This is a genomic window from Bradyrhizobium sp. JYMT SZCCT0180, assembly GCF_018130165.1.
Taxonomy (GTDB): Bacteria; Pseudomonadota; Alphaproteobacteria; order Rhizobiales; family Xanthobacteraceae; genus Bradyrhizobium.
This window is the reverse complement of the sequence record NZ_JAFCLZ010000017.1, coordinates 167,937-188,792: the sequence shown is the minus strand read 5'-3', so window position 1 is coordinate 188,792 and position 20,856 is coordinate 167,937. Positions and strand designations below refer to the sequence as shown.

20 protein-coding genes are annotated in these 20,856 nt (G+C 64.0%); 3 read left to right on the top strand and 17 right to left on the bottom strand.

The genetic code is table 11. The features are described 5' to 3' along the window. Positions 1-36: 36 nt before the first annotated feature. From JQ641_RS25010 to JQ641_RS24990, 5 genes are all read right to left on the bottom strand, one after another. A complete protein-coding gene (locus tag JQ641_RS25010) occupies positions 37-744 on the bottom strand; it encodes a hypothetical protein (RefSeq protein WP_211998562.1) in 708 nt (235 codons plus the stop codon). 136 nt (positions 745-880) lie between these two features. Next, the gene (gene lspA, locus JQ641_RS25005) at positions 881-1,378 is read right to left on the bottom strand and encodes a signal peptidase II (RefSeq protein ID WP_211998539.1); all 498 of its coding nucleotides are present in this window, start codon (positions 1,376-1,378) and stop codon (positions 881-883) included. A gap of 207 nt (positions 1,379-1,585) precedes the next feature. Continuing rightward, complete coding sequence (gene ileS, locus JQ641_RS25000; protein ID WP_211998538.1) at positions 1,586-4,594, bottom strand: isoleucine--tRNA ligase; 3,009 nt, start codon at positions 4,592-4,594, stop codon at positions 1,586-1,588. Between the two features lie 196 nt (positions 4,595-4,790). Further along, positions 4,791-5,345, bottom strand: coding sequence for a sugar O-acetyltransferase (locus JQ641_RS24995; protein WP_249150653.1), 555 nt, complete (start codon positions 5,343-5,345; stop codon positions 4,791-4,793). Beyond that, positions 5,342-6,313, bottom strand: a complete 972-nt coding sequence (locus tag JQ641_RS24990; protein WP_211998537.1) for a bifunctional riboflavin kinase/FAD synthetase — start codon at positions 6,311-6,313, stop codon at positions 5,342-5,344. The genes JQ641_RS24995 and JQ641_RS24990 overlap by 4 nt, the downstream gene beginning before the upstream one ends. Positions 6,314-6,557: 244 nt before the next feature. On the opposite strand from JQ641_RS24990, the gene JQ641_RS24985 reads away from it, so the two are divergent. Then, positions 6,558-6,953 (top strand): response regulator, encoded by a 396-nt coding sequence (locus tag JQ641_RS24985; protein ID WP_192738834.1) that lies wholly within the window; start codon positions 6,558-6,560, stop codon positions 6,951-6,953. A gap of 169 nt (positions 6,954-7,122) precedes the next feature. Here JQ641_RS24985 and JQ641_RS24980 read toward each other — a convergent pair whose 3' ends face one another. The 10 genes from JQ641_RS24980 to uvrC form a co-directional block, all read right to left on the bottom strand. Further along, positions 7,123-7,977: a TIGR01459 family HAD-type hydrolase gene (locus JQ641_RS24980; protein ID WP_211998536.1), complete on the bottom strand. Its 855-nt coding sequence runs from the start codon at positions 7,975-7,977 to the stop codon at positions 7,123-7,125. A gap of 15 nt (positions 7,978-7,992) precedes the next feature. Then, positions 7,993-9,474: an EAL domain-containing protein gene (locus JQ641_RS24975; RefSeq protein WP_211998535.1), complete on the bottom strand. Its 1,482-nt coding sequence runs from the start codon at positions 9,472-9,474 to the stop codon at positions 7,993-7,995. 134 nt (positions 9,475-9,608) lie between these two features. Further along, a complete protein-coding gene (locus tag JQ641_RS24970; RefSeq protein WP_211998534.1) occupies positions 9,609-10,742 on the bottom strand; it encodes a YihY/virulence factor BrkB family protein in 1,134 nt (377 codons plus the stop codon). Then, positions 10,742-11,320: a phage holin family protein gene (locus JQ641_RS24965; RefSeq protein WP_211998533.1), complete on the bottom strand. Its 579-nt coding sequence runs from the start codon at positions 11,318-11,320 to the stop codon at positions 10,742-10,744. The genes JQ641_RS24970 and JQ641_RS24965 overlap by 1 nt, the downstream gene beginning before the upstream one ends. Before the next feature lie 171 nt (positions 11,321-11,491). Beyond that, positions 11,492-12,832, bottom strand: coding sequence for an omega-aminotransferase AptA (gene aptA / locus JQ641_RS24960; protein ID WP_211998532.1), 1,341 nt, complete (start codon positions 12,830-12,832; stop codon positions 11,492-11,494). Between the two features lie 120 nt (positions 12,833-12,952). After that, entirely contained in the window at positions 12,953-13,933 is a 981-nt protein-coding gene (gene prmB / locus JQ641_RS24955) for a 50S ribosomal protein L3 N(5)-glutamine methyltransferase (RefSeq protein ID WP_211998531.1), read from the bottom strand. Then, on the bottom strand, positions 13,933-14,400 hold the full coding sequence (locus JQ641_RS24950; protein ID WP_211998530.1) for a molybdenum cofactor biosynthesis protein MoaE: 468 nt from the start codon (positions 14,398-14,400) through the stop codon (positions 13,933-13,935). Before JQ641_RS24950 ends, prmB begins: the two co-directional genes overlap by 1 nt. 8 nt (positions 14,401-14,408) lie before the next feature. Further along, positions 14,409-14,660 (bottom strand): molybdopterin converting factor subunit 1, encoded by a 252-nt coding sequence (gene moaD / locus JQ641_RS24945; RefSeq protein WP_211998529.1) that lies wholly within the window; start codon positions 14,658-14,660, stop codon positions 14,409-14,411. Continuing rightward, entirely contained in the window at positions 14,657-15,271 is a 615-nt protein-coding gene (gene pgsA / locus JQ641_RS24940; RefSeq protein WP_192738826.1) for a CDP-diacylglycerol--glycerol-3-phosphate 3-phosphatidyltransferase, read from the bottom strand. Before pgsA ends, moaD begins: the two co-directional genes overlap by 4 nt. 116 nt (positions 15,272-15,387) lie before the next feature. After that, entirely contained in the window at positions 15,388-17,502 is a 2,115-nt protein-coding gene (uvrC, locus tag JQ641_RS24935) for an excinuclease ABC subunit UvrC (protein ID WP_211998528.1), read from the bottom strand. A gap of 220 nt (positions 17,503-17,722) precedes the next feature. Between uvrC and JQ641_RS24930 the strand changes: the two genes are divergently transcribed. Then, positions 17,723-18,346: an outer membrane protein gene (locus JQ641_RS24930; protein WP_211998527.1), complete on the top strand. Its 624-nt coding sequence runs from the start codon at positions 17,723-17,725 to the stop codon at positions 18,344-18,346. A 110-nt stretch (positions 18,347-18,456) separates the two neighbouring features. Continuing rightward, the gene (locus JQ641_RS24925; RefSeq protein WP_283815214.1) at positions 18,457-19,296 is read left to right on the top strand and encodes a class I SAM-dependent methyltransferase; all 840 of its coding nucleotides are present in this window, start codon (positions 18,457-18,459) and stop codon (positions 19,294-19,296) included. Between the two features lie 81 nt (positions 19,297-19,377). Here the strand turns inward: JQ641_RS24925 and JQ641_RS24920 are convergent, their stop codons facing one another. Continuing rightward, positions 19,378-19,593 (bottom strand): cold-shock protein, encoded by a 216-nt coding sequence (locus JQ641_RS24920; RefSeq protein WP_028350729.1) that lies wholly within the window; start codon positions 19,591-19,593, stop codon positions 19,378-19,380. Between the two features lie 314 nt (positions 19,594-19,907). Beyond that, entirely contained in the window at positions 19,908-20,768 is an 861-nt protein-coding gene (locus JQ641_RS24915) for a 23S rRNA (adenine(2030)-N(6))-methyltransferase RlmJ (protein ID WP_192738822.1), read from the bottom strand. Between the last annotated feature and the right edge of the window lie 88 nt (positions 20,769-20,856).

The window sequence follows — 20,856 nt, the reverse complement described above, 5'->3', positions numbered from 1 at the left end:
GTCCTCACCGGTGAGGGCGCGGAGCCGAAATTGGCGTCAGCGTTCCTTGCCCGTCATGACGTCGTAGTTCTTGTTCAGCGATTCCTTGGGCCCGGTGCCGTAGGCAAAGTTCGGCGAGGGCGTCTGGTACCCAGACGGAGGCTCGACCAGCGACTGCCGCGGCGGCTCGCCCTTGAACTCCGCCGACTCGGCCTTGTTGCCCTTGAACATACCGAACAAACCGCCTTCATAGCCGAGCTGCGATGGGCTCAGCTGCGGGGCGTTGTTGGTGGTGCCCGGCTGGATCGGATCGTTGCTGGTGCGGGCGGGCGCGGCTGTTCTGCCGACGTTGAGTTCGGATGGCGACAGGGCTCGAGCCGACTGAGAGTTGTCCTTGTTCTCTTTCTTGCGGGCCGCGATCGCAGCCTTGCGGCGCGCTTCGTCCGGATCCTTTGGCCAGTTCGGCGCGTTCGCTGCGGCCGAATTAGCCGGCTGCGGCAGATCGAGTTTCGGGGGCACCACCAGCGGGGAACGCTCGCGGTATTCGATGCCCTTGCTCTCCATGTTCTTGCCGCCGAGGCCGCTCATGATGTTGCCGATGATCTTTTCCTCGAAGGTCCTGTCGTCTTCGTCATCGTCATCGGCCGCGCGCACGGGACCGGCGGCCATCACGAGGCCGATGCCAAGGGCAATGGCGGCGAACCGCATCGCCCGCGTCAGCGAGGTTGTCTGCACCATCCAGTAGCTGGCTTCGGTCTCGCGCATCGCGCTCGTTCCCATTTCAAATTTCCGCAAAACTTGCAAATTTCTACAAACCTTGCCGGCTGGCCTTGAGGCACAATCCCGAGTTTGCGAGGCAATATTACCGCCAAGGAGCCGCAACGGCCCGTATCGACCGGGATCAGGGCGCTTTTGCGGCGGGTACCCCCAGGAAGGAATCATACAATAGGGCTGCTACCCCGGCAACAATGGCCACATCGGCCACGTTAAACACGTACCAATTGAAGGTATTTCCCCCGATCTCGACGTGGAAGAGGGCAAAATCGACCACCGCGCCATAGGCGACCCGGTCGATGGCGTTGCCAATAGCCCCGCCGATGATCAGGCCGAGCCCTACGGTGGCCAGCCAGTTGCGCGAGTGGGCCATCCAGACCGCCAGAACGACCACGGCGACCGCCTTGATCGCGGTCAGGATGGCCTGGGCCAGAAAACCGTCGTTCTGGAACCAGCCGAAGCTGATCCCGACATTCCAAGCCAGCACCAGATCGAAAAACGGCGTCACCTTCACCGCACCCCGCCGGCCGATATCGAACACGAACAGCAGCCAAAGCTTCGAGGCCTGGTCGAGCACCAGGGCTGCGACGGCGGCGATGATCCCGGGGCGGAGGTGAGGGCTCATGGGCGTGACGCCAGCACAACGTAAGCTGTCGTCCCTGCGAACGCAGGGACCCCCAGCGTGAGCGCGATAGCGCTCATCGCGTCGCCGTGCTGGTTATTGGTTGAAAGACCGTGGATCATCTTCCTTGTTCTATCTCAGACGCCGGTGGTTATGGGTCCCCGCGTTCGCAGGGACGACGATAGAATCTTAGACTCGCACTCAAGAATTTTAGACACCCACTCCGAGCGCTTTCCACTCCCGCAGCGCCTGCGCGTCGCGCGGCGAGACATCAGGATATTCGGCGTCGTCGCCCACGGTCGGCAGGATCTTCCACGACCGCGCGCACTTGGTGCCGACGGCCTTTTCGACCACGACCGCGACGCCGGGAACGTCGGCGAGGGTGAAGGCCGCGGCCGGCGCGTCGTCGTTGGTCGCCATCGCGTTCGAGGTGATGCACACTTCGGCCAGATCGACGTCGAACAGCGTGTTGAAGATCGCCTTGTCCGACACGTAGACCAGAGGCGACGCTTCCAGCGACGAGCCGATGTTCTTGGCGGCGCGTTCGAGTTCGAGCGCGCCGGTGACGACGCGCCTGACGTCGCGGATGGTTTCCCATTTCGCAGCCAGCGCATCGTCACGGAATGAACCCAGATCCGTCGGGAACAGCGTCAGGTGCACCGACGGCGCGGCGCCCGGCCGGTACATCCGCCAGGCTTCGTCGGTGGTGAAGCTTAGCACCGGCGCCAGCCATTTCAGGATCGAGTCGCAGATGATGTCGATCGTGGTCAGCGCCGCCTTGCGCACCGGCGAGGACGGCGCGTCGCAATACAGCACGTCTTTCCGGATGTCGAAATAGAACGCCGACAATTCGGTGTTCATGAACGCCGACAGACTGGCGACAACCGTCTTGTAATCGAACTCGGCATAGGCCTGCCGCACGATCTCGGCTTGTCCGCCGAGTTGATGCAGCATCAGCCGTTCGAGTTCCGGCATCTCCTCATGCGCGACGGCGTCACTGGACTTGAAGTGGTGCAGCGTGCCGAGCATCCAGCGGATCGAGTTGCGCAGCTTCTTGTAGGTCTCGACGGTGTTTTTCAGGATCTCCGCACCGATGCGCTGGTCGTCGGCATAATCGGTCGAACAGACCCACAGCCGCAAAATATCTGCGCCGGAATCCTTCATCACCTTTTGCGGCTCGACGGTGTTGCCGAGCGACTTCGACATCTTGCGGCCGTTCTCGTCCAGCGTGAAGCCGTGCGTCAGCACCACGTCGTAGGGCGCGCGGCCGCGGGTGCCGCAGCTTTCCAGCAGCGAGGAATGGAACCAGCCGCGATGCTGGTCTGAGCCTTCCAGATACATCACGGTGTCCTCGCCGCCATCGACCTTGCGGACGATGTTGCCGAGCGTGGGAAAATTCTGGTGGTCTTCCAGCACGAAAGCGTGCGTCGAGCCGGAATCGAACCAGACGTCGCAGATGTCGTCGACCTTCTTCCAGTCTTCGCCGGCACGTGACCCAAGAAAGCGTTCGCGGGCGCCGTCCATGTACCAGGCGTCGGCGCCTTCCTCCATGAAGGCCTCGGCGATGCGCTGGTTGACGATTTCGTCCAGCAGGATTTCGGCGGAGCCGTCGCCCTTTTCGCGCACGAACACCGCGATCGGCACGCCCCAGGCGCGCTGGCGCGAGATCACCCAGTCGGGGCGGCCGGCGATCATGCCGTTGATGCGGTTCTGCCCGGCGGGCGGCACCCATTGCGTCACCGAGATCGCATGCAGCGCGCGGGCGCGCAGCGTATCGCCGGGCTTGGCCTTGCCGTTATCAGCGATGTCCTTGTCCATCGCGATGAACCATTGCGGCGTGTTGCGGAAGATCACCGGCTTCTTCGAGCGCCAGGAATGCGGATACTGATGTTTGAGGCGGCCGCGCGCCAGAAGCTTGCCGCCTTCGATCAGCACCTTGATCACGGCCTCGTTGGCGTCGCCCTTCTCGCCCTTGTCGTTGATCACGCGCTTGCCGGTGAAGCCCGGGGCGTGGTCGGTGAAGGCGCCGTTCTCGTCGACGGTATAGGGGATCGCGGTATTGATGCCGCGGCTGTCGAGCTCGCGCGCATTCGCCATCCAGACGTCGAAGTCTTCGCGGCCGTGGCCGGGTGCGGTGTGCACGAAGCCGGTGCCGGTGTCGTCGGTAACGTGGTCGCCGGGCAGCAGCGGCACGGTGAATTCGTATCCGCCGCTGAAGCCTTTCAGCGGATGGGCGCATTCCACCGCGTCGAGCGTGTCGGCCGGCAGCTCGCGCACCTTCTTGTAGGCGGTGACGCGGGCCTGCTTGAACACGCTCTCGGCGAGCGCGTCGGCGAGGATCAGGAGGTCGCCGTTCTTGGCCCAATTATCCGCCGGCGCGTCGGTGACCTCAAACAGGCCGTAGGCGATCTTCGGCGAGAAGCTGATGGCGCGATTGCCGGGCAGCGTCCATGGCGTCGTGGTCCAGATCACGACGGACGCATTGGCCAGCGCGCCATGCGCCGGCGAGGTCACCGGAAATTTCACCCACACCGTGTCCGAGGTGTAGTCCTCATATTCGACCTCGGCCTCGGCGAGCGCGGTCTTCTCCACCACGCTCCACATCACGGGCTTGGAGCCGCGATACAGCGTGCCGTTGGCGGCGAACTTCATCAGCTCGCGCGCGATCTGGGCTTCGGCGGGATAGCTCATGGTGGCGTAGGGATGATCCCAGTCGCCGATGATGCCGAGCCGCTTGAATTCCTCGCGCTGCACGTTGAGCCAGTGCGTCGCATAGGCGCGGCATTCCCTGCGGAACGCCACCATCGCCGTGGAGTCGCGGAAGTCGGGCTTCGGCTTGCCCTTGGAGCGGTAGTTCTCTTCCTCGATCTTCCATTCGATCGGCAGGCCGTGACAGTCCCAGCCCGGCACATAGTTGGAGTCGAAGCCGAGCATCTGCTGGCTCTTGGTCACGACGTCCTTGAGGATCTTGTTCAGCGCGTGCCCGATATGGATGTTGCCGTTGGCGTAGGGCGGGCCGTCATGCAGCACGAATTTCGGTCGCCCGTCGGCCGCCTCGCGCAGCCTCTCGTAGAGACCGATCTTGTTCCAGTGGTTGAGGATGTCAGGCTCGAGCTTGGGCAAGCCGGCGCGCATCGGGAATTCCGTCAGCGGCAGGAACAGGGTCTTGGAATAGTCTGGTCCTTCGGACTTTTCGGACTTTTGCGGTTTTTCGGACATGAATGCTCTGGTTTGGCTGAAAAGGCGCGAGATACGCTGGTCATTCGCGGGGTAAACGGGGAAATCCCGGTCTTGCGCCGAGCCAAGGCTCAGGCGGAAGCCGGGCCGCTAATGGGGATGGTGCGCCGCGCAAACATGGGCTTTCCATAGCAGCCGGAAGCGGAAACCGCAAAGCCCTGCCGGGCCCCCCCGCATCTCAGGACGACTGTTTCGGCCTTGCCGGGTTTCCCGTGACGGTCACTTCAGCGCCGACGTCGCGCGTGACCACGCTGCCGGCGCCGATCACCGCACCGTCGCCGATGGTGACACCGGGCAGGATAATGGCACCGCCGCCGATCCAGACGTTGCTGCCGATCCGGACCGGGCGCCCGAATTCGAGGCCCTCGCGCCGGGTCTTGGCGTCGCGGGGATGGTCGGCCGCGTAAATCTGTACGGCGGGTCCGATCTGGGTGTGGTCGCCGATCGAGACTTCGACGACATCCAGGATAACGCAGTTGAAGTTCATGAACACGCCGTCGCCGATGCGAATGTTGTAGCCGTAGTCGCAAAAGAACGGCGGCCGGATCACGGCATGCCTGCCGACATGGCCGAGGCGTTCGCGGAGCAGTGCGAGCCGTTCCGACATCGGCTGTGCCAGTGCCGCGTTGTAGCGCACCAGCCAGGTCTTGGTGGCGGCCTGTTCGGCGCCGAGTTCGGCGTCGGGGCGATACAACTCGCCCGCCAGCATCTTCTGCTTTTCACTTCTGCTCAATCGATCACTCCGAGCTTCGGATACGCGTCGGGCGCCGCTGCGAGCGCCGCGCGGGCCCGGACGCTGTCGTCGTCCATCTGGCGGATCAACGCCTCGATGCCGTCGAATTTAAGTTCATCGCGGATGAAGGCGATGAAGGCGACGTCGAGCACGGAGCCATAGAGGTCGCCCTTGAAGTCGAACAGGAACACTTCCAGCAGCGGCGCGCCGTTGTCGAAGGTCGGGCGGCGGCCGTAGCTCGCCACGCCGTTCAATCGTTCAGTTCCGCGCCCGACCCGCACCGCATAGATGCCGTGCTTGAGCGCGCAATTCTTGTCGAGGCGGATGTTGGCGGTGGGATAGCCGAGGTCGCGGCCGCGCTTCTCGCCATGGATCACCTCGCCGGTCGCAAACCACGGTCCGCCCAGCATCGCGGTGGCGTCGTCGATCTGGCCCTCCGCCAGCGCCATGCGGATGGCGCTGGAGGACACCGGCCGCTCGGCGATGTCGACATGGGCCTGGACGTCGACCTCGATCCCGAGCCGCGGCGCCTCGCTGACCAGAAGGCTGGGCGAGCCGACCCGGCCCTTGCCGAAATGGAAGTCGTAGCCGACCGCGATGCCGCTGATGCCGAGCCGGCCGATCAGGTCATGGTGAATGAAATCTTGCGCCGACGTTCCGGCGCGGCCCTTGTCGAAGGTCATCACCACGGCGCCGGCGAGCCCGGTGGCGGCCAGGAGCCGGAGCTTGTTGGTCTCGTCCGTGAGGCGGAATTGCGGGCTGTTCGGGCTGAAAAAGCTGCGCGGATGCGGCTCGAAGGTCACCGCAAAAGCGGGTTTTCCGTGGGCATGCCCCATGTTCAGCGCAGCTGATATCACGGCGCGGTGACCGAGATGGACGCCGTCGAAATTGCCCATGGCGACCACCGCCCCCTTGGGGATGTCGGCGGCGGGGGTGGTGTCTCGAATAACGGTAAAACCAGTTGTCATGTGACGGATTCTTGCAGGATTCTTGCGGATTCCAAAAAAGACCTTGGGTCGCGATGCGCGCGGCCGGACCGTGACGTGGGGGCGCGGGCGAAGTCAAGCCGGACGGCTTTGGTTCAAAACCGAGGCAATCCACCTGCGCCCGATTAACGCGCTGTTTAACGCCTTGATGCTAGGGGTGGGGCGAGGACTGCGGGTCGCGCAGGCCTGCCGATATTTAGTGGCCTAAGCGTTAGTGGGGGAAGAGATGGCGGTTGATTTGTCGATGTCGGTTCTGGTGGTCGATGACTACAACACCATGATCCGGATCATCCGAAATCTTTTGAAGCAGCTCGGCTTTGAGAACATCGACGATGCCAGCGACGGTTCGGAAGCGCTGAACAAGATGCGCGGCAAGAAATACGGGCTCGTGATTTCCGATTGGAACATGGAGCCGATGACCGGCTACGACCTCCTCAAGGAAGTCCGTGCCGATCCTAACCTCGCCACCACGCCCTTCATCATGATCACGGCGGAATCCAAGACCGAGAACGTGATTGCGGCCAAGAAGGCCGGCGTGAACAATTACATCGTCAAGCCGTTCAACGCGGCGACGCTGAAGACCAAGATCGAGGCGGTCTTCCCGGATATGGCGACGGCGTAAGGCGCGGTCATTCTTCTTAACCTCGCCCCGCTTGCGGGGAGAGGTCGGCGCGTAGCGCCGGGTGAGGGGGTACCGCTCTCACCACATCTTCAGAATTCGCCGAGAGAGCCCCTCACCCCAACCCTCTCCCCGCAAGAGCGGGGCGAGGGAGCAGAGGCGCGTGCGCACCCTACCACTTCAGCTCCCGCATCAGCGCCTTTGGCGGATGGCCGAACAATTCCCTGACCGAGGCCGGGTCGAGCTGGTCGATGCCTTCGAATTCCTCGGAGTGGATGCCGCGGGTCACGAACAGGCAGTCGATGCCGAAACCTAATGCCCCGGTGAGGTCGGTGCGGACGGAATCGCCGATTGCCAGCACCCGGTCGAGCGGGGCGGCATGGCCGCGGTGTTCGGCGGCGAGCGCCATCGCGCGTTCATAGATCGGCCGGTGCGGCTTGCCGTAGAAGATCACCTCGCCGCCGAGTTCGCGATAGAGTTCGGCGATCGCGCCCGCGCAATAGACCAGGCGGTCGCCGCGTTCGACGACGATATCGGGGTTGGCGCAGATCAGCGGCAGCTTGCGTTCGCGCGCCTGCAGCATCATCGCGCGATAGTCTTCGGCCGATTCGGTTTCGTCGTCGAACGGTCCGGTGCAGACGATGTAGTCGGCCTGTTCGAGCGGAGCCATCACCGGATCAAGTCCGCGGTAGATCGAATTGTCGCGCTCCGGACCGAGCCAGAAAACTTTCTGCCCCGGATGGTCGGCGACAAAGTGCCGGGTCAGATCGCCGGAAGAGACGATCGCGTCATAGGTCTCGTCGGCGACGCCGAGCTTGCGCAACTGCCGCTGCACCGAATCGGCGGGCCGCGGCGCGTTGGTAATGAGGATGACGGTGCCGCCGCGCTGGCGAAAATTGTGCAGCGCCGCGCAGGCCACCGGAAATGCCTCGAGCCCGTTATGCACCACGCCCCAGATATCGGAGAGGATGACTTCCACGCCATCGACGAGGTCGCTCAGGTTTTCGACGAACCGGAGTGTGGTCATGACATCGGGCGCCGGTTAGCCCGGTCCGGCGGCGCGGCGCGCCAGCGCGGCATTGCCGGTCGCCCGCGTCGAAGGTTCGACGATCGGCGTGGCGACGGGAGCAGGGGTGCTTGCAGGCGGGCTTGGGCCATTGGAACCATTGGTGCTGTTCGAAGTCGCCCCGCCGGTAGCAGATGCCCCCTCGGGCCGCAACGGCCGGGGCGGCGCGAACAGGAAGCCCTGGCCGAACCGGACGTCGAAATCCAGCAGATCGACCACCGCGCGCTCGCCCTCGATCTTTTCGGCAATCAGGTCGATGCCGAAGCGGCCGAGCAGATCCGACAGGTCAGAGGGGTGAATGTCCGACGTCGAGCTCTGCCTGGGATCGAGCAGCAGCGCCGCTGGAACCTTGATGAAGCGGACGCCGCGGTCGGCGAGTTCCCGCGGCTCGATCCTGATATCGCTGACATGGTCGATCGAGAAACGATAGCCGCGCTGCGACAGCGCCGCCAGATGCTCGGTCTCGGTCGGACCGAGGTTGCGGAACGTGGCCTGCTTGAACTCGAGCACGAAGGACGGCGCCAGCGCGCGATTGGCTTCGAGGAAATCGAGGCATTGCGCGAAGGTGGTGGGATTGGCCAGCGTCGCGGCGGAGACGTTGCAGAACACGCCGACATCCTTGTTGCGCACCATCAGGCGGCGCAGCACCTGCACACAGCGCAACATCACCATGTGGTCGATGCGCCCCATCAGGCCGCCGGCTTCGGCGGTGGCGATGAAATCGTCGGCGGCAAGAATCTGGTCGTTGTCGTCGCGCAGCCGCGTCACCGCCTCGTAGAAGCGCACCTTGCGCTGCGGCAGCGTCACCATCGGCTGCAGATAGATGTCGAGCCGGTTCTCCTCGATGGCATTCTTCACGGCGGCGAGAAGCTGCGGCTGGCTGCGCGCGGCGGCTTCGGCGACGGCTGGGGCTGGCGCGGCTGATGGTGCCGGCCTGGCGACGACGGGCGGTGCTGCGAATTCGGTGGACAATGGCGGTGAGGTTTGCGGTTCGGCGACGGGCGCAGCCACAATCGGTGCCGGTGCTGCTGCCGGTGGCGCTGCCGCAGCGCCCGAGGCAATCAAATCCTCATGGCTGGCGACGGAGACCGCGAGCTGCTTGACCAGCACGCCCAGCTCGTTGATCTCGCCGACCACCGCCTGGATGCGGTCGCTGCCGGCGGAATTCGCCGACACCACGCGGCCCTCGACAGCCGCGAGCCGGCGGCCGAATTCGGCGACCTGGCGGGCGAGGTCGGCGGTGCCGCGGGACAGGTCCGCGATCTGGCCGCCGACATCGGAGCGATCGCGCAGCCGCATCGAAACCGCGTTGTAGAGGATCAGGAAGGTCAGCGCCGTCAGCGCCACGATCGCGGATTCGGTTCCGCTGATGCCGGCGACCGCATGCAGGACCAGGCCAAGCGAGGCTGCGACCAGCACCATGCAGATGGCGATAAAAATCGTCGAAATGCGAATCATGTCGCGCGCTACGCCTTCAGGTCCGAACTACCCCCGCCCGGGAAAACGCTGGTGTCGTCAGGCATCGTCCGGTTTGCGCTCCCCCAAGCGCAATGAGCTTAGCATCATTGTTGATTCGCGGGTCTAGTGTTCTTTCAGGAGGCTGGAACCGCCGGTCCCAGCGTATCGGCCATGGTGGCGCCGCGGGTGCCCAGCGGCTTTCGATGGCCGACGGTGGTATCGACTGCGGTCTGGTGCTCGATTTCCGAGTTCAGTTCCGCCCCGAACAGCACGACAATGGCCGACATCCACATCCACATCATCAGGCCGATCGCGGCCCCGAGCGAACCGTAGGTCGCGTTGTAATCGCCGAAGTTCGACAGATACCAGGACAACGCCGAGGAGCCCGCGATCCACAGCAGAGCGGCAAGCAGCGTGCCGATGCTCAACCATTCCCATCGCGGTGCGCGGCGGCTCGGTCCGAACCGGTAGAGCAATGCAAGCGCCGTCAGCAGCGCCGCGAACAGCAGCGGCCAACGCGCAAGGCTCACCAGGAACAGGCTGTCCGGGGGCAGGCCCAGATGGTCGAGCGCCAGCGGAAACGCCACCACGGCTCCGACCATAACCATCAGGGCGGCGATCCCACCGACGGTGAAGGACAGCGAAAGCAGGTTCAATCCGACGAAGCTGCGCTTCTCTCGTTCGTCATAGACCACGTTGAGCGCATCGATCACTGCCTTGACGCCTGCATTGGCACTCCAGAGGGCAAGGCCGAGGCCAAACAGGAAAGTCCAGCCCAGCGCGGTGCTGCCTTTGTCTAGCACCCGTGCGATCTGCTCCTGCACGATCTGGAAGGAGCCTTCCGGCAGCATCACCGCCAGCGTCTGCAGATTGGCGCCGATGGTCGAGGGGTCGGCGAACAGCCCGTATGAGGAAACCAGCGCGGTTACAGCCGGAAACACCGCGAGCAGGCCGAAGAACACGACGCCGGCCGCAGTGGCGAGCAGACGGTCGTCGTTGAACTCCTCATAGGTTCGCCAGAGAATATCTTTCCATCCCGCCCAGGGAATGCTGAACGGACTGCGCGCGCGTCGCCCGTGGCCATCTTGAGAGAGTTCGCCCGTAAAGTCGCCGCCTTTCGTCGCCGCGGGGCTGCGGGGTTCGGGCGTGGCTGGATCGAGGGGGTCGGGCGCGGACGCCTGGAAATAGCGCTGCGCGGTCAGGATCACGAGAGTGGTGGCTGCAATCAGGATCAGATTATCCGTATGCTCGGAGCGGGCGCGGGACATCAGATCCCCGCGTGTCGTGCCTGCTGCCGCCGGCGCACCGCCGCGTAGCCCAGCAAGCTTGCCATCAGGATCAAGCCGATATTCGTGTTTCTATTGCCGTGCCCCGGCCGGTTTCGCCGCCTCCGATGTTCCACCGGCGCCGCGGGGGCTTGCAGGATCGCCGCGGCGGTATCCCGGACCGCCTCGATCTGATCGGGCTTCACGGGGCTGGCCTTGATCGCCACCCGCAAGCGGCTGGTGAGCGACGGGAACTGCGGCGGAGGGCGCTTGAGCCTGCTGGCCGCCACGGTGGCGCAGATGCAGGCGATGATCGCGAGCAGGCCGCCGATGACGCCGAACGCCCAAAACTGTCCGTAGTTGATTTCAACCCAGCGAAACAATGCTGCCGCGCCGACGAGAAGCGCCGCGATCAGAAAAATACCGGCGGCCGCGAAGAGGCCGGCGGCGATCGCGTAGGAGGTGACGGTGCCGGTGGCCTGGTTGGTCCGGTCGCGCAGATAGGATTGCGTCGCGCGCTTGACCTGGTTGAGCTTCAGCGCAATGCCGGCGCGCAACAAGCCGCTCGAAGGCCCGGGCATGTCAGCTTTCCTCCGTCGGCAGAGACATGATTGTCTCCGCCGGGAGTGAACGCGCCTTGGTTTCTAATGTTCCGAAAGAGCGCGTGTCCCGGCCTTGAGCCGGGACCCATGTCGCAATCGGATGTGGAGCGATGGGTCCCGGCTCAAGGCCGGGACATGAAAGTGTGCGCCCTACGCCGTCGCGCGGATTACCTTGGCGACCTTGTCGATGACTTCGCCGATCTGGTCCTCGCTGATGATCAAGGGCGGGGTCAGCACCAAAGTATCGCCGGCGACCCGTATCATCAAATCGTTGTCGTGGAAGGCGCTGTTGAGCCCGTCGAAGCCGCGCTTGCCGGGCAGGTCCGGACGCGGCGCGAGGTCGATGCCGGCGGTGATACCGACGGTGCGGATATCGAGGACGCCGGGTTCCTTGCGCAGCGACATGACGGCTTCGGCGAACTTCGGCTCGAGCTTGCCCGCCCGCTCGAACAGTTTTTCGTCGCGGTAGATGTCGAGCGTGGCAAGCGCCGCGGCGCATGCGATCGGATGAGCCGAATAGGTATAGCCGTGGGTCAGTTCCACGGCATGTTCCGGGCCGCTCATGAAGGCGTCGTGGATGGTGTCGCGCACCAGCACGCCGCCCATCGGCGCCGCACCATTGGTGACGCCCTTGGCGAAGGTCAGCATGTCAGGCACCACGCCATAGCGCTCGGCGGCAAAGGCAAAGCCGAGCCGGCCAAAACCGGTGATGACCTCGTCGAAGATCAGGAGGATGCCGTGCTTCTGGGTGATCTCGCGCAAGCGCTTGAGATAGCCTTTCGGCGCCGGCAGCACGCCGGTCGATCCCGCCATCGGCTCGACCATGACGGCGGCAATGGTGTTGGCGCCGTGCAGATTGACCAGCCGCTCCACGTCATCGGCGAAATGCGCGCCATAGTCCGGCTCGCCCGTGCTGAAGGCCTGCTTCTCGCGGTCGTAGGTATGGGAGATATGATCGACACCTGTCAGCAAGGAGCCGTAGATCTTGCGGTTGCCGACAATGCCGCCGACCGACGTGCCGCCGAAGCCGACGCCGTGATAGCCGCGCTCGCGGCCGATCAGCCTGCTGCGGCCGCCCTGGCCGCTGATCTGGTGATAGGCCAGCGCAATCTTGAGCGCGGTGTCGGCAGCTTCCGAGCCGGAGTTGCAGAAGAACACGTGGTCGAGGCCCGCGGGCGCCAGATCGGCGAGGCGGCTTGCGAGTTCGAAGGCCTGCGGGATGCCGAACTGGAACGGCGGCGCGTAGTCGAGGTCGGCGGCCTGCTTGCCGATCGCCTCTGATATCTGGCTGCGGCCGTGGCCGGCATTGCAGCACCACATGCCGGCAGCACCGTCGATGATCTTGCGGCCGTCGACCGTGAAGTAATGCATGTCCTTGGCGCCGGCGAGCATCCGCGGGTTCTTCTTGAAGGCGCGGTTTGCGGTGAACGGCATCCAGTGCGCGGCGAGGTCGTTCGGAACGTTGACCTTGGTGGGGCTCTTGTCCAGCATGGCAGGCCTCTCTGGCGTTGCGGCGTGGAATCACCGCCAAACTACCAGTTTCGCGCTGCGTCGGGAACGCCAATGGTGCGTGATATTTCCGCGCAATCCGACGATTCAAGCGCAAAAACGCTACAGATCGTCGGCCGCAATATAAAATACTTCGGCTTCCGAATCTTCGGTGTCGAGCCACATCAGCGGTAGCTGCGGATAGGCCGCTTCAAGCGCGGGCCGGCAACGGCCGATCTCGCACAACAATCCGCCATCCGGCGTCAGATGCTGCTTGGCCTCGTCGAGGATGCGCCTGACGATGTCGAGCCCGTCAGCGCCGCCATCGAACGCGAGTTTTGGTTCGACGCGGCATTCGCGCGGCAGGGCGGCCATGCCCTCGGCGTCGACATAGGGCGGGTTTGAAATGATGAGGTCGTAGCGTTTGTCGCCCAGCGGCTTGAACAGGTCGCCGCGGTGCAGCGTCAGGCGATGCTGCAGTCCGTAATCGGCAACATTATGCGCGGCGACATCGAGCGCATCCCTCGAAATATCCACCGCGTCGATTTCGGCGTTGGGAAAACTGCGGCTCGCCAGGATCGCGAGGCAGCCCGAGCCGGTGCAGAGGTCGAGCACATTTTCCACCGCTGCCGGATCCGCGATCAGCGAACCGCCGGTGACGTCGTCGTCACCGCCGAAATGTGAATCCAGCAACTCGCCGATGAAGGAGCGCGGCACGATGGTGCGCGCGTCCACATAGAACGGCAGGCCGCGCATGTAGATCTTGTTGACGAGATAGGCGGTCGGCGTCCGCGTGGTGACGCGACGCTCGATCAGGCTGAGGATCGCCTTGCCTTCGGCCGCCGTGACCCGCGCGGTGGCAAACGCCTCGAACTGGTCGGGATGAAGGCGCAGGCTCTCGCAGACCAGGAATGTGGCCTCGGCGACCGGATCGGTGGTGCCATGAGCGAATACCAGATCGGCCTCGATAAAGCGGCTCGCGGCAAAGCGGACGAAATCCAGCAGCGTCAGTAATTCGCCGGCACGAGGTTTTGGAAATTTCGGTTTGGTGTATTTCGGCAATCCGGGGCGGCGTTTGACGGAAGCCTTGCTCTGTTTGGCCATCAGGATTTGGTCCAGCGCGCCGCGGCGTCGTCGTCATGGCCGCGCGCCTCGATCCAACTCGTTCCCTTCGCGCTTTCTTCGCGCTTCCAGAACGGCGCATTGGCCTTCAGATAATCCATCAGGAACTCCGCCGCCTGAAACGCCGCTTGCCGATGCGCGGAAGCCGCCAGCACCAGCACGATGTTTTCGCCCGGCGTGATGCGCCCGACGCGATGCACCACGGTGAGGCCGGTGAGCGGCCAGCGCGACATCGCTTCGTCGGTGTGCCGCTTGATTTCGGCCTCCGCCATGCCGGGATAGTGCTCGAGCGTCAGCGCCGCGATCGGCTCGCCGTTCTCGCTGCCGCGGCAGATGCCGCTGAAGGTCACGACCGCGCCGACATCGCTGCGGCCCTTGGTCAGCGCCGCAATCTCCTGCGCGATGTCGAAATCGGCTTGCTGAATGCGGATGGTCGCGGCGGCGGTCATTGGAGAGGTCAACCGCCGGTCATCGGCGGAAAGAACGCGATCTCGCGGGCGCCTGATATCATCGCATCCGGCTTGACATGGGTATGGTCGATCGCGGCGCGGATCACCTTCGGCTTCTCGAACGCGTAGGCATAGGTCTCGCCGCGCTGGGAGAGCCAGCCGATCAAATCGTCCACCGTGCGCACGGCGGCCGGCGGCTCGACCATTTCCTCCGAAATGCCGATCCGTTCGCGCACCCAGGCGAAATATTTGACCTTCATCCCTCATCCTCCTTGATGAGGTGGTGAATGCCGGCGCGGAAATAATCATAGCCGGTATAGATCGTGACGATCGCCGACGTCCACAGCAGGGCGATCCCGATCATGGTGGTCGGGGCGAAAATCTGTTCGCCCGCCTCGCCGGCGATCAGAAAGCCGATCGCGACCAGCTGGACGGTGGTCTTCCATTTCGCGAGCTTGGTCACGGGGACGCTGACCCGGAGCGCCGCGAGATATTCCCGCAAGCCCGAGACCAGGATTTCGCGGCACAGGATCACGATGGCGGCCCACAGCGTCCAGCCATGGATGCTGTTGTCGGCGGCCAGCATCAACAGGCAGGACGCCACCAGCAATTTGTCGGCGATCGGATCGAGCATGCGGCCGAAGGCGGATTGCTGATCCCACGCCCGTGCATAATAGCCATCGAGAACGTCGGTCACGGCGGCGGCGATAAAGAGCGCCAGCGCCACCCAGCGCAGCCACAGCGGGCCGTCCATGATGGATTGGGCATAGACGCAGCCGACCACCACCGGGATGGCGGCGATGCGGGCATAGGTCAGGATATTCGGGAGGGACAGGCTCTTGGACTGGCCCTTGGTGGTTGCGATGTTCATCCGTCTTACCAATACCGCTCAGGCGTGAAGGTCAACCGTGCAGGCCCCAGATCATCTGTCGCAGGCGACGGCCAAATGAAACGCCCAAATGAAACCTCCATGTGAATCGGCTCCCTTTAACCCGGTTGCGCATGGAAAAACTCGAAAATCTTGCGGGCGCTTTCGGCGCTGACCCCTGGAACCTTGCCAAGGTCGGCGATCGAGGCCCGCTCGATTTCCTTCAGCGTTCCAAAGTGATGCAGCAAGGCACGTTTGCGTGACGGGCCGATGCCCGGAATCTCCTGCAAACCCGCTTCGCGGATGTCCTTTTTGCGCAGTTTGCGGTGCGATCCGATCACGAAACGATGCGCCTCGTCGCGCAGCCGCTGGATGAAATACAGCACGGGGTCGCGCGGTTCGAGCTTGATCGCCTCGCGGTCCGGCATGAACAGCGTTTCCCGCCCCGCATCGCGGTCCGGCCCCTTGGCCACGGCCAGCAGCGTGACTTGCGTCAGTCCGAGGGTCTCGAAGATCTGCCTTGCCGCGTTGAGCTGGCCGCGGCCGCCGTCAATAATGACCAGATCCGGCCATTGCGGAAACGAATCGTCGTCGGCCTTGATCTCGGCTTTTGCTTTGCCGGTATCGTCTTCCGGCGGTTTCAACAGCCGCTTGAAGCGCCGCTCCAGCACCTCGCGCATCATCGCGTAGTCGTCGCCGGGCGTCAGGCCTTCCGACTTGATGTTGAACTTGCGGTACTGGTTCTTGATGAATCCGTCGGGTCCCGCCACGATCATCGCGCCGACCGCGTTGGTGCCCTGGATGTGGCTGTTGTCGTAGACCTCGATGCGCTTGGGCGCATGCGGCAGCCCGAGCGTCGTGACCATGCCCTCCAGCAGGCGGCCTTGGGTCGCGGTATCGCTGAGCTTGCGGCCGAGCGCCTCGCGGGCGTTGGTCAGCGCATGCGCGATCAATTCCTTTTTCTCGCCGCGCTTTGGCGTCGAGACTTCGACCTTGAAGCCGGCCTTGACGGCGAGGGCATCCGCCAGCAGCGCGCTTTCCTCGATCTCGTGCGACAGCAGGATCAGTTTCGGCGGCGGTTTGTCGTCGTAGAATTGCGCCAGGAACGAGGCCAGCACTTCTTCCGGCGTGAAGGATTTCTCCGCGCGCGGGAAATAGGCGCGGTTGCCCCAGTTCTGGCCGGTGCGGAAGAAGAACACCTCGACGCAGGAATAGCCGCCCTCCTGGTGGATGGCGAACACGTCGGCCTCTTCCACGGTGCGCGGATTGATGCCCTGCTGCGACTGGATCGCCGAGAGTGCGGCGAGGCGGTCACGGTAGAGTGCGGCAGTCTCGAATTCGAGTTCGGCGGACGCTTTTTCCATCTCACCGGCCAGTTCTTTTTTGACCAGATGGCTGCGGCCGGACAGGAAGTCGCCCGCCTCGCGCACCAGCTCGGTATAGCCGGGGAAATCGATCTCGCGGGTGCAGGGGCCGGAGCAGCGGCGGATTTGATAGAGCAGGCAGGGCCGGGTGCGGCTCTCGAAGAAGCCGTCGGTGCAGGAGCGGATCAAAAACGCGCGCTGCAGCGCCGTGATGGTGCGGTTGACGGCGCCCGCGTTGGCGAACGGCCCGAAATAGCGCCCCGGCCGCGACTGCGCGCCGCGATGTTTGAGGATCTGCGGCGCCCAGTGGTCGCCGGTGATCAGGATATAGGGAAACGACTTGTCGTCGCGCAGTTGCACGTTGAAGCGCGGCCGCAGCTGCTTGATCAGATTGGCCTCGAGCAGCAGCGCCTCGGTCTCCGTCGTGGTCGAGATGATCTCGACCGCAACGGTGGCCGCGATCATGCGCAGGATTCGCGCCGGCAGCGGCGCGTTGACGCGGGCGTAGGAGGCAAGCCGCTTGCGGACGTTCTTCGCCTTGCCGACGTAAAGCACGTCGTTGCCGGTGTTGAGCATGCGGTAGACACCGGGCGAGGTCGGCGCCAGGCGCACGGCATTTTCGATCGCGGCATGGCCGACCGCAAGCGGACCTTCGGCCACCGCCTCCGTGGTGTCCTCGGCGGTTTCCTCCGCGGGTTCCGGCAGGCGGGCCTCATCTTCGTCCTCGGCGGCAGACGTCGCCGGATCGAGATCGGCGGGGCCAAGCTCCTGAGCAGGGTCCTTTGCAGGGTCCTTTGAAAGCAAATCCGGCTGGGAACCCCGTCGCGGCTTGCCCGGGGCCTTCGGATGGTCGGTAGAATCGTGATCCATGGGCCTAAATTAAGCGCTGCTGGCCGGCATCGCCAGCGTGCCGGCGGCGACCGAGGCCATGCCGGGTAACACATTCTTAAGACTGATGATCGGGCGGTAAGAGGGCTTAACAACCCTTTAACTTAAAACTCTCGATAAATCTTACAGGAAAAAAGTGGAATTCCGTAACCAAGCCGGCCTCGGCCGGAAGGGTGCGGCTGTTGCGTGGTGGAGTTGAGTGATGGGCAGCTTTGTTTTGCGGGCGCTGGCGGTGGTCGCCGCCGCCTGGACGATGTCGGCGCAGGCGGCCGACATGAATTACGGATCGCGCGCGCCCTATACCGTCAATCAGCCGCTCAACGCCTATAGCTGGGCCGGTCCCTATCTCGGCGGCAATCTCGGCTATGCCTGGGGCTCGGTCGACAACAACCCGACCAAGCCGTCGGGCTTTGTAGGCGGCGTGCAGGCCGGCTACAACTTTCAGAACGGGCCGTGGGTGTTTGGCCTCGAGGGCGATATCAACGCGACCGGCGCGGCCGATACCTTCGCGCCGTGGAAGTTCTCCAACCCCTGGTTCGGCACGCTGCGCGGCCGGGTCGGCTATGCGTTTAACAACGTGATGTTCTACGGCACCGGCGGTCTTGCCTTCGGCGAACTGCGCGCCACCACGTTCGGCCTGTCGGAATCCCACACCACGGCGGGCTGGACCGCGGGCGTCGGCGCTGAAATGGGCTTTGCGCCGAACTGGAGCGCCAAGGTCGAGTATCTCTATGTCGACCTCTCCAACACCAATTTTGTCATCACCGGAGCCTCGAACGGCTACAGCTTCGGGCTGATCCGCGCCGGCGTGAATTATCGCTTCTGAGATCAAAAAAACGCAAAGAAACCATCTGTTGCAGCCTCCCGGCGGCGCCAAGCCGCCGGGATTTTTTTTGTCTCGTGGACAGTGCGCGGCGGCACGCCTAAAATTGTTCGATGCAGCCGGGGCAGCCAAGTCTGACCGCGTTGGGCGCCGCCCGCTTGCGCGCGGCGCACCAGGTGCTGGATAACGCATCGATCCTCATGGATCCGCTGGCGCTGCGCATTCTCGGCGACGATATCCAGGTCTCGCTCGACCATGCCATGGCCCACACGTCGGGGCCACGGTTGCGCTGGTTCATCGCCGCGCGCTCGCGCATCTCGGAAGAAGCGCTGACGGAAGCGGTGAATAATGGTGCGACGCAGCTCGTGGTGCTCGGCGCAGGGCTCGATACGCTCGCCTACCGGACGCCGCTGGCGGGTGGCCTGCGAATTTTCGAAGTCGATTTTCCCGCCACGCAAGCCCGCAAGCGCGAGATGCTGGCCGCTGCGACAATCGCCGTACCGGACACGCTGACCTATGTCGGGATAGATTTCGAACGGCAGACATTGGCCGAAGCGCTGGACGCCGCAGGCTTTGTCGCCGCCAAACGCAGCTTCTTCAGCTGGCTCGGCGTGGTGCCGTATCTGACCGAGACGGCGGTGTTCTCGACGCTCGGCTATGTCGGGCAGCTAGAGGGCGGCGCTGAGGTGGTGTTCGACTACGTCAACCCCGCAAGCTCGGTCGCACCGGCCGGCCGCGCCGCGCATCAAGCGCTTGCCGAGCGGGTGGCCGCGGTTGGCGAAAGCCTTCAGAGCTATTTCGACACCGCGCCGCTTTGCGCCCGCATGAGCGCGACCGGCTTCCGGCATGTCGATGATGTCGGCCCTGACAGGATCGCGGCGCGGTTCTTCCCCGAGAGCGAACGTGACGCACCGGCGCGCGGCGGCCACATCATGCACGCGTCCACGTTCTGAGCCGCGCCTCGCGCTCAGCGGGATTTGGTGCAGGCAAAACTTCAGTTCGCTTTCACCGAGAGCTTAAGCTCACGCGTCAGCTTACGATGAAATCACCAGGTTGACCGCCTTGGGGCCTTTGCCCTTCTTGTCCGGTTCGACCTCGAATGTAATGCGCTGTCCTTCAGTCAAATCCTTCAATCCGGCCCGCTCGACGGCAGTGATGTGAACGAACACGTCGCGGCCGCCGTCATCGGGCTTGATGAAGCCGTAGCCGCGTTCTCCATTGAAGAACTTGACTGTACCAGTCATGGCCATCGGGAAAACTCCTCCCCCGCATTGCTTTGCCGCTACGCGCAATTCGCGTATCGGCCGACCGGACATTCGTTGTCGGAAGCTTGGCCACCTGAACCGATCGGGTCACGCACCGATCAGTCTGGATTTTTTTAGGCCTTGATCACTCCGCCGCAACCATTCGCGGAAGCGGAACGTAAAGCCAGTCATAACAGCCGAGCATAATACGGTTCCGCGCAAATTGACTATGGCTCAATCGGCACTTTTCAGCCCAATGCACCGCCTTGAAGGCTTACCCCGAAAGGTTTGCGTTCAAGGCTTGCATTCAAGACGAGCCTTCAAGGTTTGGGCGTCTCAAGCCTGAACCGGCCGGCGCCGCCCTGGCCGAGCGGTTTTTCCAATTCGGGTAAAATAGTCTTCAGCTCGCCCGCCAGCGTCCACGGCGGGTTGACGATCAGAAGCCCGGTGGAGGTGAGGGGACCGCCGGCCTGCTGCGGTGCGACGCTGAATTCGAGCCGCAGACATTTTCCGGCCGGCTTGCCGGTCTCAGCCACGGCGGCGACATGCCGGGCCAGGCCGTCGGTGATGCGCCGGCTCTTGACCGGGTACCACAAGAGATAGCTGCCGGTCGGCCACTTCGCATAGGCCTCGGCAAAGCCGTCGGCGAGCTTTTCGAACTCGTCCTTTTGCTCGAACGAAGGGTCGATCAGCACGAGGCCGCGCCGCTCGTTCGGCGGCACGAAGGCCGGCAACGCCGTCCAGCCGTCGAGATCGACCACCCGGGCCTGGGTGTCGCGGCGCAGCGCATCGATCAATTGCTTGTGGGCTTTCGGCTCGATCTCGCATGCCGTGAGGCGGTCCTGCGGCCGCAGCAGCGCGCGCGCGATCAAGGGCGATCCGGGATAGGCTTTCAGCTCGGCTTGCGCGTTGAAGGCCCTGACGATGTCGAGATAGGGCGCCACCAGCGGCAACGCATTTTCCGAGAACCGCGCCTGCATCACCCGCGCGATGCCGGTCAGCCATTCGCCGCTGCGGCGGGCCTCGTCGCCGGACAGGTCGTAGCGCCCGGCGCCGGCATGGGTGTCGATGACGCGAAAGGCGGCGGGCTTTTCCTGCAGATATGTCAGCATCCGCACCAGCACGATGTGCTTGATGACATCGGCAAAGCCGCCGGCATGAAAGGCGTGTCGGTAGTTCATGGGAGAATTCAAGAGCCGTTCGAGAAGACGTCTACGTCTTCTACTCGTCATGGCCGGGCTTGTCCCGGCCATCCACGTCTTTGATCAC

What these genes read in the sequence shown, in the direction of transcription:
- JQ641_RS25010 (WP_211998562.1), bottom strand. Translation starts at nt 744, where the DNA reads ATGCGCGAGACCGAAGCCAGCTACTGGATGGTGCAGACAACCTCGCTG.
- lspA (WP_211998539.1), bottom strand. Translation starts at nt 1,378, where the DNA reads ATGAGCCCTCACCTCCGCCCCGGGATCATCGCCGCCGTCGCAGCCCTG.
- ileS (WP_211998538.1), bottom strand. Translation starts at nt 4,594, where the DNA reads ATGTCCGAAAAACCGCAAAAGTCCGAAAAGTCCGAAGGACCAGACTAT.
- JQ641_RS24990 (WP_211998537.1), bottom strand. Translation starts at nt 6,313, where the DNA reads ATGACAACTGGTTTTACCGTTATTCGAGACACCACCCCCGCCGCCGAC.
- JQ641_RS24985 (WP_192738834.1), top strand. Translation starts at nt 6,558, where the DNA reads ATGGCGGTTGATTTGTCGATGTCGGTTCTGGTGGTCGATGACTACAAC.
- JQ641_RS24980 (WP_211998536.1), bottom strand. Translation starts at nt 7,977, where the DNA reads ATGACCACACTCCGGTTCGTCGAAAACCTGAGCGACCTCGTCGATGGC.
- JQ641_RS24975 (WP_211998535.1), bottom strand. Translation starts at nt 9,474, where the DNA reads ATGATTCGCATTTCGACGATTTTTATCGCCATCTGCATGGTGCTGGTC.
- JQ641_RS24970 (WP_211998534.1), bottom strand. Translation starts at nt 10,742, where the DNA reads ATGTCCCGCGCCCGCTCCGAGCATACGGATAATCTGATCCTGATTGCA.
- JQ641_RS24965 (WP_211998533.1), bottom strand. Translation starts at nt 11,320, where the DNA reads ATGCCCGGGCCTTCGAGCGGCTTGTTGCGCGCCGGCATTGCGCTGAAG.
- aptA (WP_211998532.1), bottom strand. Translation starts at nt 12,832, where the DNA reads ATGCTGGACAAGAGCCCCACCAAGGTCAACGTTCCGAACGACCTCGCC.
- prmB (WP_211998531.1), bottom strand. Translation starts at nt 13,933, where the DNA reads ATGGCCAAACAGAGCAAGGCTTCCGTCAAACGCCGCCCCGGATTGCCG.
- JQ641_RS24950 (WP_211998530.1), bottom strand. Translation starts at nt 14,400, where the DNA reads ATGACCGCCGCCGCGACCATCCGCATTCAGCAAGCCGATTTCGACATC.
- moaD (WP_211998529.1), bottom strand. Translation starts at nt 14,660, where the DNA reads ATGAAGGTCAAATATTTCGCCTGGGTGCGCGAACGGATCGGCATTTCG.
- pgsA (WP_192738826.1), bottom strand. Translation starts at nt 15,271, where the DNA reads ATGAACATCGCAACCACCAAGGGCCAGTCCAAGAGCCTGTCCCTCCCG.
- uvrC (WP_211998528.1), bottom strand. Translation starts at nt 17,502, where the DNA reads ATGGATCACGATTCTACCGACCATCCGAAGGCCCCGGGCAAGCCGCGA.
- JQ641_RS24930 (WP_211998527.1), top strand. Translation starts at nt 17,723, where the DNA reads ATGGGCAGCTTTGTTTTGCGGGCGCTGGCGGTGGTCGCCGCCGCCTGG.
- JQ641_RS24925 (WP_283815214.1), top strand. Translation starts at nt 18,457, where the DNA reads ATGCAGCCGGGGCAGCCAAGTCTGACCGCGTTGGGCGCCGCCCGCTTG.
- JQ641_RS24920 (WP_028350729.1), bottom strand. Translation starts at nt 19,593, where the DNA reads ATGGCCATGACTGGTACAGTCAAGTTCTTCAATGGAGAACGCGGCTAC.
- JQ641_RS24915 (WP_192738822.1), bottom strand. Translation starts at nt 20,768, where the DNA reads ATGAACTACCGACACGCCTTTCATGCCGGCGGCTTTGCCGATGTCATC.